General features: G+C 57.9%; 14 protein-coding genes. 9 read left to right on the top strand and 5 right to left on the bottom strand.

Translation table 11 applies throughout. The features are described from left to right. Positions 1 to 117: 117 nt before the first annotated feature. Positions 118 to 681: an NADPH-dependent FMN reductase gene (locus RX972_RS24555; protein WP_099267264.1), complete on the bottom strand. Its 564-nt coding sequence runs from the start codon at positions 679 to 681 to the stop codon at positions 118 to 120. Between the two features lie 285 nt (positions 682 to 966). Here RX972_RS24555 and RX972_RS24550 point away from each other — a divergent pair, with 285 nt between their 5' ends. After that, positions 967 to 1,176: a hypothetical protein gene (locus RX972_RS24550; RefSeq protein ID WP_027902834.1), complete on the top strand. Its 210-nt coding sequence runs from the start codon at positions 967 to 969 to the stop codon at positions 1,174 to 1,176. A 299-nt stretch (positions 1,177 to 1,475) separates the two neighbouring features. Here RX972_RS24550 and RX972_RS24545 read toward each other — a convergent pair whose 3' ends face one another. From RX972_RS24545 to RX972_RS24530, 4 genes are read right to left on the bottom strand one after another with little or no spacing between them, the layout of a single operon-like run. Next, positions 1,476 to 2,021: a GNAT family N-acetyltransferase gene (locus tag RX972_RS24545; protein WP_316879360.1), complete on the bottom strand. Its 546-nt coding sequence runs from the start codon at positions 2,019 to 2,021 to the stop codon at positions 1,476 to 1,478. A 45-nt stretch (positions 2,022 to 2,066) separates the two neighbouring features. Further along, positions 2,067 to 2,828 (bottom strand): DNA polymerase III subunit epsilon, encoded by a 762-nt coding sequence (dnaQ, locus tag RX972_RS24540; RefSeq protein WP_095099470.1) that lies wholly within the window; start codon positions 2,826 to 2,828, stop codon positions 2,067 to 2,069. Continuing rightward, entirely contained in the window at positions 2,821 to 3,273 is a 453-nt protein-coding gene (gene rnhA, locus RX972_RS24535) for a ribonuclease HI (RefSeq protein WP_027902837.1), read from the bottom strand. Before rnhA ends, dnaQ begins: the two co-directional genes overlap by 8 nt. Positions 3,274 to 3,301: 28 nt before the next feature. Then, positions 3,302 to 4,063 (bottom strand): class I SAM-dependent methyltransferase, encoded by a 762-nt coding sequence (locus tag RX972_RS24530; RefSeq protein ID WP_027902838.1) that lies wholly within the window; start codon positions 4,061 to 4,063, stop codon positions 3,302 to 3,304. Between the two features lie 70 nt (positions 4,064 to 4,133). Here RX972_RS24530 and gloB point away from each other — a divergent pair, with 70 nt between their 5' ends. From gloB to fabI, 8 genes are all read left to right on the top strand, one after another. Then, positions 4,134 to 4,913 (top strand): hydroxyacylglutathione hydrolase, encoded by a 780-nt coding sequence (gene gloB / locus RX972_RS24525; RefSeq protein WP_099267266.1) that lies wholly within the window; start codon positions 4,134 to 4,136, stop codon positions 4,911 to 4,913. Positions 4,914 to 5,012: 99 nt separating this feature from the next. Then, entirely contained in the window at positions 5,013 to 6,599 is a 1,587-nt protein-coding gene (locus RX972_RS24520) for a lytic transglycosylase domain-containing protein (protein ID WP_099267267.1), read from the top strand. Between the two features lie 248 nt (positions 6,600 to 6,847). Beyond that, positions 6,848 to 8,677 (top strand): extracellular solute-binding protein, encoded by a 1,830-nt coding sequence (locus tag RX972_RS24515; RefSeq protein WP_231678030.1) that lies wholly within the window; start codon positions 6,848 to 6,850, stop codon positions 8,675 to 8,677. Then, a complete protein-coding gene (locus tag RX972_RS24510; RefSeq protein ID WP_263267768.1) occupies positions 8,674 to 10,527 on the top strand; it encodes an extracellular solute-binding protein in 1,854 nt (617 codons plus the stop codon). The genes RX972_RS24515 and RX972_RS24510 overlap by 4 nt, the downstream gene beginning before the upstream one ends. A 1-nt stretch (position 10,528) precedes the next feature. Then, a complete protein-coding gene (locus tag RX972_RS24505) occupies positions 10,529 to 11,602 on the top strand; it encodes a microcin C ABC transporter permease YejB (RefSeq protein WP_027902843.1) in 1,074 nt (357 codons plus the stop codon). A 1-nt stretch (position 11,603) separates the two neighbouring features. After that, entirely contained in the window at positions 11,604 to 12,623 is a 1,020-nt protein-coding gene (locus RX972_RS24500) for an ABC transporter permease (RefSeq protein ID WP_027902844.1), read from the top strand. A gap of 1 nt (position 12,624) precedes the next feature. Continuing rightward, positions 12,625 to 14,235, top strand: a complete 1,611-nt coding sequence (locus RX972_RS24495; RefSeq protein ID WP_099267270.1) for an ABC transporter ATP-binding protein — start codon at positions 12,625 to 12,627, stop codon at positions 14,233 to 14,235. An 18-nt stretch (positions 14,236 to 14,253) separates the two neighbouring features. Beyond that, complete coding sequence (fabI, locus tag RX972_RS24490) at positions 14,254 to 15,048, top strand: enoyl-ACP reductase FabI (RefSeq protein WP_099267271.1); 795 nt, start codon at positions 14,254 to 14,256, stop codon at positions 15,046 to 15,048. Positions 15,049 to 15,364 lie beyond the last annotated feature (316 nt).

The following is a 15,364-nucleotide window of genomic DNA, read 5'->3' as shown; positions in this document are numbered from 1 at the left end:
TTTTGCAATGAGAACCCACCGCCACACAGGGCGATGGGTTGAAAGAGCAAAGGAGCTTATCGGGGGTTAAATCATTGCAGACGGTACATAAAGCAGCGCACGCCCAACTCTGTCGGATCAGGCCTTGTGGTTCTGCTCAACCCAGGCGGCATAGGCATCGATGAAAGTTTGCAGGAAAGGCCTGGTCTGCTCGGACAGGGTTCCCGCCGCATCAAAAAATGAACCGGCGTTGCCCAGGTAAGCTTCGGGCTGTTGCAGGCACGGCACGTTGAGGAACACAAGCGACTGGCGCAAATGATGATTGGCGCCAAACCCTCCAATGGCGCCAGGCGAAGCGCTGATCACGGCACCGGGCTTGCCACTCCAGGCGCTTTTGCCGTACGGACGCGAGCCCACGTCAATAGCATTCTTCAGAGCACCTGGAACCGATCGGTTATATTCCGGCGTCACGAACAGAACGCCGTCGGCCGCGCTGATTTGCTGACGGAACGCCGTGTAGCTTTCAGGGCTTGAAGTAGCCGTGTCGATGTCTTCGTTATAAAGCGGCAAATCGCCGATTTCGACGATCTTCAGTTGCAGGTTGGCCGGAGCCAGATCGGCGAGGGCCAGTGCGATCTTCCGATTGATCGAATCAGCACGCAGACTGCCCACTACCACGGCGATTGAGTAAACCTGACTCATGGATATTTCCTTCAACGTATGAAAAGAGCCATTAGTTATAGATCAAGTCGGGGCCAAGGTGCAGATTGCATTGCCGCGATAGAGCATTAAACATCACAAACAGCATAAAACCCGGCCGAGATTATTTTTTAATCGCGGGAAAACTCCGCGTCCAAACAGCGGTCTACTTCGCTTGATTGCGCACTGCGTTCTGTCCGAGTCATGCAGGATATGAACCCGGCGCTCGATGCGCAGTGTTAGCATGCAACAGTAAACATGCGGTTATCTTCAGAGGTTACAAAGCAAATGGCTTCAATCAAGGTTGGACAATTTCATGCACGCGATGCCGAAGGCCGTGTTTATTCGGTGCATGAGTTCCGGGAGCAACTGTCTGAAGCTAGTGGCACGGAGCCTGTTTCAATCTACAAACTGGCGATTGGAGACCGCGTCAACCATCTGGGTGGCGATGAGTTTCAGTTGGTCCAGTCAGGCATCACGATGACGCGTACGTCCTGATAGCACGAGCGCCGTTCTTACGATCGCTTGAGATGTGCAGGGGATTGCTGTGTGCCCTGACACAGGGCTGTTGTGAAGCAAACATTGGACCTGTAGGAGCTGCCGAAGGCTGCGATCGCGGTGTGTCAGGATGGATGCTTCGCAGCCTTCGGCAGCTCCTACAGAAAACGCGTTTCAATCCAGTAGATTGCATTCTGTTTGATAAGAGCAGCTTTAGTTGCGATCAAACCATTGCATCCACAACATCTGCGCAGTCAGAACGCCCACCTCCAGGCTAAAGCCTGGTCCTACAGGGTCGGTCAACTGAGCAACAGATACCAGAAGATCGCGGACTCGCGCGTATTGGGATCTATGGCGCGGTAACGTAAGTGATCTACCCCACCCACAACGAATCCATATCGCTCATATAACCGGCAAGCCGCAAGGTTGTTGTTCTGGGTTTCCAGCATGATGCCTGGCAGATCCTGCTTGCGCGTCCAGAACTGCGCCACATCCAGCAATGCCCTCGCCACACCGTGACGGCGCGCTGATGCATCGACAGCCAATTCATCGACGTGCGCATAACCGTTCCAGTGGCGACTCAGGACCATGTGTCCGACGGCGCGCTCGCCCAGCCAGGCAACCATCACCGTACTGTCGGCGGCGTCCCGATAGTCGCAGAATTCCTGAGAGTCGATGCCATAGTTTTTGCTGTAGGGCTCGACCGCTTCGACCTGCCATTGATCAACACTCAGCCCCACTTGCACCGCCGCATAACCACTGACGGTGAATGTGAATTCGCTGTTGAGGATATAGTCCTCGAAGCATTCGTCTGCAACGCGAATACTCAGTGCCGGATTAGCCAAAGTCGTGAGTCCATTCAGTTGCCAATGAATCGGTCGAGCGGTGTGTTACGCCTGTCGGGCAGCGGCTGCGGCTTCCTGCAACTGCACCCACAACGCCGGGGCACCAGCAGCCTTGGCGATGGCCGCCATACGCACGTCATGCTCGGCGAGGTCGTTTTCACTTGCACGGATGACACGGCATGGCTGACGGTCAGCTGGCAAACGACGAATTTCGGTCGCCGTATTACCTGAACCTTCACCCGACCCGTTGCCGTCACTGGCGTTACCAGCCAAGGACAGGCTGGTCTGGCCGCCAGTCATGGTCAGATAAACGTCAGCAAGAATCTCGGAGTCGAGCAAAGCGCCGTGCAATTCACGGCCCGAGTTGTCGACGCCATAACGTTTGCACAACGCATCGAGGCTGTTGCGCTGACCCGGGTGACGCTCGCGAGCCATCATCAAGGTGTCGAGCACGGTGCAGTGCTGAGTGATATCAGCCCTGTCCTGCTGACCGATCAAGGCAAATTCGTTGTTGATGAAGCCAACGTCGAACGCCGCGTTATGAATGATCAGTTGCGCGCCTTTGATGAATTCGAAGAACTCATCCGCGACTTCGGCGAAGCGCGGCTTGCCGACCAGAAATTCGTTGGTGATACCGTGGACGCCGATAGCGCCTTCATCACTTTCCCGGTCTGGTTGCAGATAAACATGGAAATGCCGCCCGGTCAGGCGACGGCCCATCAGTTCGACGCAACCAATCTCGATGACCCGGTGGCCATCGGTGACCGGCATACCGGTCGTTTCGGTGTCGAGTACAACGCTACGCATGTTTGATGCCTCTTACTTCATCCACACCACGGTTAGCCAACTGGTCGGCCCGCTCGTTGCCGGCGTGACCAATGTGGCCGCGCACCCATTTCCAGGTCACGGTGTGGCGATTGACTTGTTCATCCAGCAGTTTCCAGAGATCGGCATTCTTGACCGGCTCCTTGGCAGCCGTCTTCCAGCCGCGCTTCTTCCAGTTGACCATCCACTCGGTGATGCCTTTCATCACGTATTGAGAGTCGGTCACCAGCAGAACTTCGCAGGGACGCTTGAGCTCTTCCAGGCCTCGAATCGCGCCCAGCAGCTCCATGCGGTTATTGGTGGTATTGGCTTCGCCGCCCCACAGTTCCTTTTCAACGCCCTTGCAGACCAGCAACGCGCCCCAGCCGCCAGGCCCGGGGTTGCCCTTGCAGGCGCCATCAGTGAACAGTTCAACGGTATCGCTCATTACAAACATCCAGAATGGGTTGGCTTTGCTATTCAGGCTCGCACGTGTCGCGATTGACCTTGGCCATGGGCAGCGGGATCAGCTTGCCCATCGGCTCGCGGCGTAATTCCCGCAAAGGCCGCAATCCTACCACCAGCTTGCGTGCAACTAATAAATAGAAGCCACCGCCGGGGCTTTGCCAGCCATCGCCAAGACGCTCAAGACCGGAAAGACGCGCTTGCCAGCTCGCGGAAGCAAGCGGCGGACGATAGCACCCGAAGCGGCGCTTCTCCAGTGCGAAGCCCAGCAGATTCAGCCAGTCGGCGACCCTTGACGGGGAAATGCAGCGCGCTTTGTGCAACGCATCCTTGGCAAAAACATGGCGCAACCCCCAGGCGCTCCAGGGGTTGATACCCACGATCAACAGATGCCCGCCGGGCCGCACGCTGCTGGCCGCCTCGCGTAACAACCCATGAGGCGACAGGCAGAAATCCAGGCCGTGCTGCATGACCACAACATCGGCGGCATGCTCGCTGAGCGGCCAGGCCTGCTCCTCACAGACAATCTCAACGCCCGGCAGAGGCGCACCCAGGCGCACATTGCGCTGAACCTGGTGTGCCGCAGGCGGGGTTTCGGCCGAAGGGCCGTAATGCACCAGATAGCCACCAAAAAAGCGCCCGAGTTCTTCTTCCAGAATGCGTCGCTCTTCCTGCAATAAAAGCTGGCCCAACGGGCCTGACAGCCAGTCGCGTGCCGAACTGATCAGCGCCAGCCACTCAGGATCAGCCTGCGCGAATGCTTCATCTGTCATGTGTGATCCTCGCATCGAGCGTCATCAGACTCTAAGATGCCTTATTGTTTCCAGCTAAGCGAACTGCGCCATGATACAGATTGATGCCCTGCCGGCTTTTACCGACAACTACATCTGGTTGTTACAAGATCCTTCCAGCAAACGCTGTGCGGTAGTGGATCCGGGCGACGCTGCGCCGGTCATCGAATGGCTGGAGCAACATCCGGACTGGACCCTGAGCGACATCCTGATCACTCACCATCATCACGACCATGTCGGCGGCGTCGCGCAGCTTAAACAGCTCACCAGCGCCCAGGTATCCGGTCCAGCGACAGAAAACATTCCTGCGCGAGACATCAGCCTTGTCGATAAGGATCGGATCAACGTGCTTGGACTGGATTTCGAAGTCATCCTCGTTCCTGGTCACACTCTTGGCCACATCGCGTTTTACCACGCCAGGCCAGAGAAGCCGTTGCTGTTCTGTGGTGACACATTGTTTGCGGCGGGCTGTGGACGCCTGTTCGAGGGCACACCGGTACAAATGCACCAGTCGCTGGGCCGTCTCAACGACCTGCCGGACGACACACTGGTGTACTGCACCCACGAATACACACTGAGCAATCTGCGTTTCGCACAAGCGGTCGAACCGCACAACACCCACATTGCAGAGCGTCTGACGCAAGTGACGCAATGGCGCAGTGAAAATCGCATCAGCCTGCCATCAAATCTGGCACTGGAACGTCTCACAAACCCATTCATTCGTACCAGTGAAACATCTGTTAAACAAAAAGCAGACGAACGGACCGGGACCGATAATCGGTCGCCAAGCGAGATTTTTGCTGCCTTGAGGGCTTGGAAGGACACGTTCTAAAAAGCGCGTTCTTGAGCACAAAATCGTTGAAAGGTTGACCATTGGCAGGTGGGTTTCTAGAATCGCCCGACATTTTCGCCTGGAACTATCTCCCAGCCAATGTCGTCATCTATACGCAGAACCATTAATTCAGACGCATTGACCCGGTTAGCTCAGGCTATTGCCGTAGCCGTGAGCGCCACGCTTGCCGGCTGCCAGACCACTAGCCACGTCGAACCCAGCAGTAGCCACCGCACGCCCAATCTGGCTGCGGGCATCAAGCAAAAGCCGATCTTTCTCTCTCATAAACCTGCCCCACTCGCGCCCCCGCAAGATGTCTGGGAGCGCATGCGTCAGGGTTTCCAGTTGCAACAAGGCAACGGCCTTAACCCTCGCATTGACCAACAACGCCTCTGGTTCGCCAACAACCCGTCGTTCCTCGAGAACGCAGGCGAACGCGGCAGCCTGTACATGCACTACATCGTTGAACGCCTCGAAGAGCGCAATATGCCACTGGAGCTGGCGCTGCTTCCGGTCATCGAAAGCGCCTACAACCCCATGGCGGTTTCTCGCAGCCAGGCAGTAGGTCTGTGGCAGTTCATCCCGTCTACCGGGCGTTATTTCAATCTGCGTCAGACCAGTTTCTACGACGGCCGCCGTGACATTCAGGCATCCACCGTTGCTGCACTGGATTACCTGACGCGCCTGCACGACATGTTCAACGGCGACTGGCTTCTGGCTCTGGCGGCTTATAACGCGGGTGAAGGCACGGTCAGCCGCGCGATTGAGCGTAACGACAAGCTTGGCCTGCCAACCGACTACTGGAATTTGCCCCTCCCGCAGGAAACCAAGGACTACGTGCCGAAGCTGCTGGCGCTGTCCCAGGTGGTGCTTGCACCCGAGGCCTACGGCGTAAACCTCAATCCTATCGCCAACGAACCGTATTTCGACGTTGTGGAACTGAACCAGCGCGTCGACCTGTCCAAGGTCGCCGCGATGGCCAACATCGACGAAGACGAGCTGATCCAGCTCAATCCCGCTTTCAAGAAACGCATGACCATCGACGGCCCCAAACATCTGCTGGTGCCAACGGCCAAGACGCAATTGCTGACCGCCAGCCTGTCGAACATGAAACCTCAGGAATTGGTGGACTGGCAGCAGTACCGGGTCCGCAAGGGCGACACACTGGCCAGCCTCGCCAGCCGCTATCAGGTTTCAGTCGATTCGCTGAAGCGCACCAACGGGCTGTCCAGCAACAATTTGCGTCTGGGGCAATCGTTGAGTATTCCGACTCAGCCGGGCATGACGCCTTCAAAACCTGTGTTCGAAGAGCTGGCGCGTAACGAAAAACCAGCTCGCAGCAAGAATTACACGGTCAAGAGCGGTGAAAACCTGTCAATCATCGCCAAGGCCAACAAGGTCGACGTCAAGGATCTGCAGCGCTGGAACAAGCTTTCCGGACAGAACCTGAAGGTCGGTCAGACGCTGGTTTTGCAGGACAACAGTGTGAAAGCCAAGAGCACGGCGACCGCCAGTGCAGTACCGGCTGACAAGAAGTCCATGCAGTACAAGATCCAGAAAGGCGACTCGATGTACCTGGTTGCCAAGCGCTTCAACGTAGAGATGCAACATCTCAAACGCTGGAACCCGCGCAGCGGTTCGGCACTCAAGCCAGGCCAGACACTGACTGTTTATCTGCCGCATTGATGCATCCTCTAGCCCGCCTCGGACCACCCTCCGGGCGGGTGAGCAATGCTGTATCAAGCTTCACTCGAAACCTGTGGGGGCGGATAAAGTCGCCGCAGATGTCAGGGATATCGCGTCCAGCCTTATCGCGGGCAAGCCTCGCTCCCACAAGTCATCTCCCCCGCAAACGTCTCGCTCAACTGCAACCCTTTTTCCTGTCGATACAAGCTGTTACTGTTGACGACCCAAAAGCCCAAGCCGTCTGGATCGTGATACGTCCCTTCCTGCTCATCATCAGCCTGGCCTTGAGCTTTCCCGTCTACGCGGCCATCAGCGAGAGTCATGGCTACGCGCAGTTCGGTGTCCTCAAGTATCCAGCCAGCTTTACGCATTTCGACTGGGTAAATCCCGAGGCGCCGAAGGGTGGCACCTTGCGAATGATGGCTTTCGGTTCATTCGACACGCTCAACCCTTACACTTTCAAGGGCAGCAGCCCGATTTCAACGGCCAACTTCCTGCAATACGGCATCAATGAGCTCAACGAGCCATTGATGGTGGGCACCGGGCAATACGATCCTTCCGGCGACGAACCGACGTCAAGCTATGGCCTGATCGCGCAAAGTGTCGAGTTCAGTGAGGATCGCAGTTGGGTAGTCTTCAACATCCGCCCGCAAGCCCGCTTCCATGACGGCAAGCCAATCACGGCCTATGACGTGGCGTTCTCCTATCGCACCCTGCTCAAAGACGGCCATCCTCAGTACCGCACAGCCCTGCAGGAAGTGCAGCGGGTCGACATTCTCAATCGCCACCGTATTCGCTTCGTCTTCAAACGCACCGGCAACCCCCTGTTGATCCTGCGTTTGGGCGAATTGCCGGTGCTGCCGCAACACTATTGGAAAGATCGTGACTTCAAGGCCACGACATTCGAGCCGCCACTGGGCAGTGGGCCTTATCGGATTACAAAGGTGCAACCCGGTCGCCAACTGGTCTTCGAAAGGGTGAAGGACTACTGGGGCAAGGATCTGCCGGTCAATCGCGGCAAGTACAACTTTGATCGGGTTGAAGTCGAGTTCTACCGCGACAGCGACGTCGCCTTCGAGGCATTTAAAGCAGGCGAGTTCGACATCTACATCGAGCATCAGGCCAAGAACTGGTCCACAGGCTACAACTTCCCGGCTGTAGCCAATGGCCAAGTGATCAAGGCACAGATAGAGCACAAGATTCCGACCCAGACTCAGGGCCTGTTCATGAACACCCGGCGCGCAATGTTCGCCGACGCCCGGGTGCGTGAAGCACTGGGACTGATGTTCAACTTTGAATGGACCAATCGCACCCTGTTCAGCGATGCCTATTCGCGCACCACGAGTTACTACCCCAACAGCGAGTTTTCCGCGACGGGTCTGCCTACCGGTGCCGAATGGTTGCTGCTATCAGCTTATCGCGAGCAATTGCCGCCAAGCCTGTTCACCCAGCCGTTCACCGTGTCGAAAACCGACGGCGGCGGCATCCCCCGTGAAACCCTGCGTAAAGCGCTGAAGCTGTTTGGCGAAGCAGGCTGGAAGCTCTCGGACCACGGACTGGTGAACGCCAAGGACCAGCAAATGCGCTTTGAGATCCTGCTGGTCAACCCAAGCCTTGAGCGTATCCAGCAGCCGTTTATTGAAGACTTGCGCCGGATCGGCGTTGACGCCCGCTTACGTACGGTCGACCGTGCCCAATACAAGCAGCGGCTGGACCAGTTCGATTTCGACATGATCAGCATGACCTTGACGCAAACCCTTAGCCCCGGCCTGGAGCAGTGGCAGTATTTCCACTCGAGCCAGGCCGCCATCAAGGGCAGCAAGAATTACGCGGGCGTGGCCAGTCCGGTGGTCGACGGACTGCTCAATCAACTACTCGCCGCGCAGACACGGGACTCGCAAGTGGCAGCCGCGCGCGCGCTGGATCGAGTCCTGCTGTCTCAGCACTACATGATCCCCAACTGGTACTTGAACAATCATCGCCTGGCGTACCGCAACCGGTTCGCCATGGTCACCACCCCGCCCTATACCCTGGGTTTGCGTGCGTGGTGGATAAAGCCTCTGGAGAAGACCCAATGAACCCGTTGCGTTCCCTGCTCAAGCAGGCTGGCGGCCTGTTGCTGGTCGGCATTGCCTGCACCGCCCAGGCTGCGCCCCAGCACGCCCTGACGCTGTATGACGAAGCGCCGAAGTACCCGGCCAACTTCAAGCACTTTGACTATGTGAATCCAGATGCGCCCAAGGGCGGCACCATTCGCCAGGCAGGCTTTGGCAGCTTCGACAGCCTCAACCCGTTTATCAACAAGGGCGCGCCCGCTGAAGACCTTGGCCTGATCTACGACACACTGGCCCGTTCCAGCCTGGACGAGCCGCTTACCGAATACGGCCTGATCGCGGGCAAGATCGAAAAAGCGCCGGACAACACCTGGGTGCGCTTCTACCTGCGCCCCGAGGCACGCTTCCATGACGGCCACCCCATCCGTGCCGAAGACGTGGAGTTCACCTTCAACACCCTCATCAAGGACGGCGCCCCGATGTACCGCGCCTATTACGCAGGCGTCGAGAAGGTGGTCGTCGAGGACCCGCTGCGGGTGCTGTTCAAATTCAAGGATAGCCACAGTCGCGAGTTGCCGTTGATCCTTGGCCAGTTACCGGTACTGCCCAAGCACTTCTGGGCCACTCGCGAGTTCAACAAAGGCAACCTTGAACTCCCGTTGGGCAGCGGCCCTTACAAAGTCGCCGAGGTTAAAGCCGGGCGCTCGGTGCGCTACGAACGGGTGAAGGATTATTGGGCCAAAGACCTGCCGGTCAACCGTGGCCAGTACAACTTTGACGTGATGAACTACGACTACTATCGCGACAGCGACGTGGCGTTGCAGGCACTGAAAGCCGGTCAATACGACTATCGCCTGGAAAATACCGCGAAGAACTGGGCCGCGGCCTACGACATCCCGGCCGTGCGCGAAGGTCGGTTGATCAAGGAAGAGCTGCCCAACGGCAACCCGCAGGGTATGCAGGGCTTCGCAATGAATTTACGCCGCCCGGTGTTCCAGGACCCGAAAGTGCGTGAGGCGCTGACCCTGCTGTTCGATTTCGAATGGACCAACAGACAGTTGTTCAACGGCTCCTATACTCGCACCAAAAGCTACTTCGACAACTCCGAAATGGCCTCCAGCGGCCTCCCCTCTGGTGAGGAGCTGAAACTGCTCGAACCTTTGCGCGGCAAGATTCCTGATCAAGTGTTCACGGATGAGTTCGTGCTGCCAACCACCGACGGCAGCGGCATGATTCGGCCGCAAATGCGCCGTGCTTATCAGTTGCTGCAAGAAGCCGGCTGGCGCATCAAGGACGACCATATGACCGATGCGCAAGGCAACCCGGTCAAGCTGGAGTTCCTGATGGCGCAGACTGCCTTTGAGCGGGTCATGCTGCCTTACAAGCGCAACCTCAAGGACCTTGGTATTGAACTGACCATCCGCCGCGTGGATGTGGCCGAGTACATGAACCGCTTGCGCTCGCGGGACTTCGACATGATTGTCAGCAGTTTTCCGCAATCTTCATCGCCGGGTAACGAGCAACGTGAGTTCTTTCATTCGGTCAGCGCCGACCGCACCGGCAGCCGCAATTTCATGGGCCTCAAAGATCCGGCAGTCGATACCCTGGTGGACGGCCTGATCAACGCAGACTCCCGGGAAAGCCTGATCGCCCATACCCGTGCCCTGGACCGCGTGCTGCTGTGGGGCTTCTACATGGTGCCCAACTGGCATATCAAAAGCTGGCGGATCGTTTACTGGGATCACCTGGCGCATCCGCAGGCGAAAGCCCTGTCGGATATCGGCCTGTCCAACTGGTGGGTAAAACCGGATGTGAAACCTGCACCGCCGCAGCAGCCGGCACCCGATGCAGACGCCGAGAAGGAGGAGCGCTGACATGCTGGCTTATATCCTGCGGCGCCTGCTGCTGATCATCCCGACGCTGTTCGGCATCCTGTTGATCAACTTTGTGATCATTCAGGCAGCCCCTGGCGGGCCGGTAGAGCAAATGATCGCCAAGCTCGAAGGCTTCGAGGGCGCCACCACCCGAATCGCTGGCGGCGGCTCAGAAGTCTCGGTGGCCGGTTCCAACTACCGCGGGGCCCAAGGCCTAGACCCGGCCCTGGTGAAAGAAATCGAAAAGATGTACGGCTTTGACAAGTCAGCGCCGGAACGTCTGTGGATCATGATCAAGAACTACGCCCATCTGGATTTCGGCGACAGCTTCTTCCGTGACGCCAAGGTCGTCGACCTGATCATCGAAAAGATGCCGGTGTCCATTTCCCTCGGGCTATGGAGCACGCTGATCATGTACCTGGTGTCGATCCCGCTGGGGATCGCCAAAGCCACCCGACATGGCAGCCACTTCGACGTCTGGACCAGCTCGGCAATCATCGTCGGGTACGCGATCCCGGCCTTCCTGTTCGCCATCCTGCTGATCGTGCTGTTTGCCGGAGGCAGTTACTTCGACTGGTTCCCGTTGCGCGGCCTGACCTCGAACAATTTCGACGAGCTGAGCGCGGGCGGCAAGATTCTCGATTATTTCTGGCACCTGGTGCTGCCAGTTACCGCGCTGGTGATCGGCAACTTCGCGACCATGACCCTGTTGACCAAAAACAGTTTTCTCGACGAGATCGGCAAGCAGTACGTGACGACCGCCAAGGCCAAGGGTCTGAGCAACAATCGCGTTCTCTACGGCCACGTATTCCGCAACGCAATGCTGCTGGTGATTGCCGGTTTCCCGTCGGCGTTCATCGGTATTTTCTTTACCGGTTCACTGCTGGTGGAAGTGATTTTCTCCCTCGACGGCCTGGGCCTGATGAGTTTCGAAGCCGCCATCAACCGCGACTATCCCGTGGTGTTCGGTACGTTGTTTATCTTCACCCTGCTGGGGCTGGTGGTGAAACTGATCGGGGACATCACCTACACCCTGGTGGACCCGCGCATCGACTTCGAAAGCAGGAAACATTGATATGAAGTTGTCTCCTCTGAATCGCCGACGCTTCGAGCGTTTCAAGGCCAACAAGCGCGGCTGGTGGTCGCTGTGGCTGTTCCTGATCCTCTTCGTTCTGAGCCTGGGCGCGGAACTGATCGCCAATGACAAACCACTGGCCATTCGATACGACGGCGCGTGGTACTTCCCGGTGCTGGAACGCTATCCGGAAACCACCTTTGGTGGCGAATTCCCCCTGGAAGCCAATTACAAAAGCCCCTACATCAAGGAACTGCTTGAGGCCAAAGGCGGCTGGACGTTGTGGGCACCGATCCCGTTCAGCTACCAGAGCATCAATTACGACCTGAAAGTCCCGGCCCCTGCCCCGCCCTCCGCGGAAAACCTGCTCGGTACGGACGATCAGGGTCGGGACGTGCTTGCCCGGGTGATCTACGGCTTCCGGATTTCGGTGCTGTTCGCCCTGACCTTGACGATACTCAGCTCGATCATCGGCGTCATCGCCGGTGCTTTGCAGGGGTTTTACGGCGGCTGGGTGGATCTGGTCGGGCAACGCTTTCTGGAAGTCTGGTCCGGGTTACCGGTGCTGTATCTGCTGATCATCCTGGCTAGCTTCGTGCAGCCCAACTTCTGGTGGTTGCTGGGCATCATGCTGCTGTTTTCCTGGATGAGCCTTGTGGATGTGGTGCGGGCCGAGTTCCTGCGTGGGCGCAATCTGGAGTACGTACGCGCAGCCCGTGCACTGGGCATGGAAAACGGCGCGATCATGTTCCGCCATATCCTGCCCAACGCCATGGTCTCGACCATGACCTTCATGCCGTTTATCCTCACCGGCGCCATCGGTACCCTGACCGCGCTGGACTTCCTTGGCTTTGGCCTTCCGGCCGGGTCGCCGTCACTGGGCGAACTGGTTGCCCAAGGTAAATCCAACCTGCAAGCCCCATGGCTGGGCATCAGCGCGTTCGCGGTACTGGCCCTGATGTTGAGCCTGCTGGTGTTCATCGGCGAATCCGCCCGCGATGCTTTCGACCCAAGGAAATGAAATGAACAATGACAATCTGATCGAGATCCGCGATCTGGCCGTCGAGTTCGTGTCCGGCGAAGGCTGTCAGCGCGTGGTCGAAGGCATCAATTTTGACATTCGCCGGGGCGAAACCCTGGCGCTGGTGGGTGAGAGTGGCTCCGGCAAATCAGTCACCGCGCACTCGATTCTGCGCCTGCTGCCCTACCCGCTGGCTCGCCACCCGAGCGGCACCATTCGCTACGCCGGTCAGGACCTGTTGACCCTGGACGAGAGAAAGCTGCGCAAGATTCGCGGCAATCGAATCGCGATGATCTTCCAGGAACCGATGACTTCGCTCAATCCATTGCAGTCGATCGAGAAGCAGATCAACGAAGTTCTCGGTCTGCACAAAGGCCTGACCGGCAAGGACGCGACCCGCCGTACCCTTGAGCTGCTGGAGCTGGTGGGCATTCCGGAACCAGAAAAACGCCTGAAAGCCCTGCCCCATGAGTTATCGGGCGGCCAACGGCAACGGGTGATGATCGCCATGGCCCTGGCCAACGAGCCGGAACTGCTGATTGCCGACGAGCCCACCACCGCGCTGGACGTGACGGTGCAGCTGAAAATCCTCGAACTGCTCAAGGAATTGCAGTCGCGTTTGGGTATGGCATTGCTGCTTATCAGCCATGACTTGAACGTTGTGAAGCAAATAGCCAACCGCGTATGTGTCATGCAGCGCGGTTGCATCGTCGAACAAGCGTCCTGTGACGAATTGTTTCGTTCGCCCCAGCATCCGTATACCAAAATCCTGCTCAGCGCAGAGCCCAGTGGCGGCCCGGCAGCCAACCCGGCTGGCGCACCGCTGCTGGAGGTTGAGGATCTGAAGGTCTGGTTTCCGATCAAGAAAGGTCTGTTCAAAAGGACCGTTGATCACGTCAAGGCTGTGGACGGCATCCACTTCAGTCTGCCCAAAGGGCAGACGCTGGGGATTGTTGGTGAAAGCGGCTCGGGCAAATCGACGTTGGGCCTGGCAATTCTTCGCCTGATCGGTAGCCAGGGTGTCATACGTTTTCAGGGCGAGACGCTAGACTGCCTGTCGCAGCAACAGATTCGTCCGTTGCGTCGACAGATGCAGGTGGTTTTTCAGGACCCGTTTGGCAGCCTGAGCCCACGGATGTCAGTCGGTGAAATCGTCGGCGAAGGCCTGCGAATTCATCGCATGGGCACGGCGGCCGAGCAGGAAACGGCGATTATCGAAGCGCTCAGAGAGGTGGGACTGGATCCGGAAACCCGGCACCGCTACCCTCACGAGTTCTCCGGTGGGCAACGGCAGCGAATCGCCATTGCCCGGGCACTGGTACTGAAACCGGCGCTGATTCTGCTGGACGAGCCCACTTCGGCGCTCGACCGGACAGTGCAGCGTCAGGTAGTCGAGCTACTGCGCTCGCTGCAAACCAAGTACAACCTGACGTATTTGTTTATCAGCCATGACCTGGCTGTCGTCAAAGCCCTCAGCCACCAATTGATGGTGGTCAAGCAGGGTCAAGTGGTCGAACAGGGTGATGCGCAAGAAATCTTTGCCGCACCGCAACATTCTTATACACAGCAGTTGCTGGAAGCCGCCTTTTTGGCACCAGTAGCTGTCGATTAACCTGAAGAGGAACAACACATGGGTTTTCTCGCCGGTAAGCGCGTCCTGATCGTCGGTGTCGCTAGCAAACTGTCCATCGCATCCGGTATTGCTGCCGCCATGCATCGCGAGGGTGCAGAGCTTGCCTTCACCTACCAGAACGACAAACTCAAAGGTCGCGTCGAAGAATTCGCCGCTGGCTGGGGCTCGGGCCCTGAGCTGTGCTTCCCTTGTGACGTAGCCAGTGACGAAGAAATCGCCAAGGTCTTCGAAGACCTGAGCAAGAAGTGGGACGGCCTGGATGTGATCGTTCACTCCGTTGGCTTCGCTCCAGGCGACCAGCTGGATGGCGACTTCACCGAAGCCACTACCCGCGATGGTTTCCGTATCGCTCACGACATCAGCGCCTACAGCTTCGTGGCACTGGCCAAAGCCGGTCGCGAGATGATGAAAGGCCGCAATGGCAGCCTGCTGACTCTGTCGTATCTGGGCGCCGAGCGCACTATGCCGAACTACAACGTGATGGGCATGGCCAAGGCCAGCCTGGAAGCCGGTGTACGTTATCTGGCAGGCAGCCTGGGCCCGGAAGGCACTCGCGTCAACGCGGTATCGGCCGGTCCGATTCGTACGTTGGCGGCTTCGGGTATCAAGAACTTCCGTAAGATGCTGGCTGCGAACGAAGCGCAAACTCCGCTACGTCGTAACGTGACCATTGATGAAGTCGGCAACGCTGGCGCGTTCCTGTGTTCGGACCTGGCGTCCGGCATCAGCGGCGAAATCATGTATGTGGACGGTGGTTTCAACACGACCGCTATGGGCAATATCGAAGAGTAATCTTCGAGTACGCCTGTGAGAAAGCCCGCAGCTTGTGAGAGTTGCGGGCTTTTTTTGTGGCGGTATATCCGTTATCGCGGTGATGGCTAATATTGGTTGCGCCCTTACGGCGCCTCACTTTTGGGGCCCAAAAGTAAGCAAAAGGCTCTTGCCCCACCACTTGGTGCCTCGCTGTCGCTCGGCATGCCCGTAATCCGACATTGCTGCGTGGCGCCGCCGCCACCGGCCATCCATGGCCTGAGGCGGCTAAACCGGCATCCCTGCCGGTTTGCCCCACACAGCAATGTCGAATTCCGGCCGGCGTGGTTTAACGGGG

This window comes from Pseudomonas syringae group sp. J309-1 (assembly GCF_032582135.1).
GTDB classification, from domain to species: Bacteria; Pseudomonadota; Gammaproteobacteria; order Pseudomonadales; family Pseudomonadaceae; genus Aquipseudomonas; species Aquipseudomonas quasicaspiana.
This window is presented reverse-complemented; position numbering and strand designations above follow the sequence as displayed.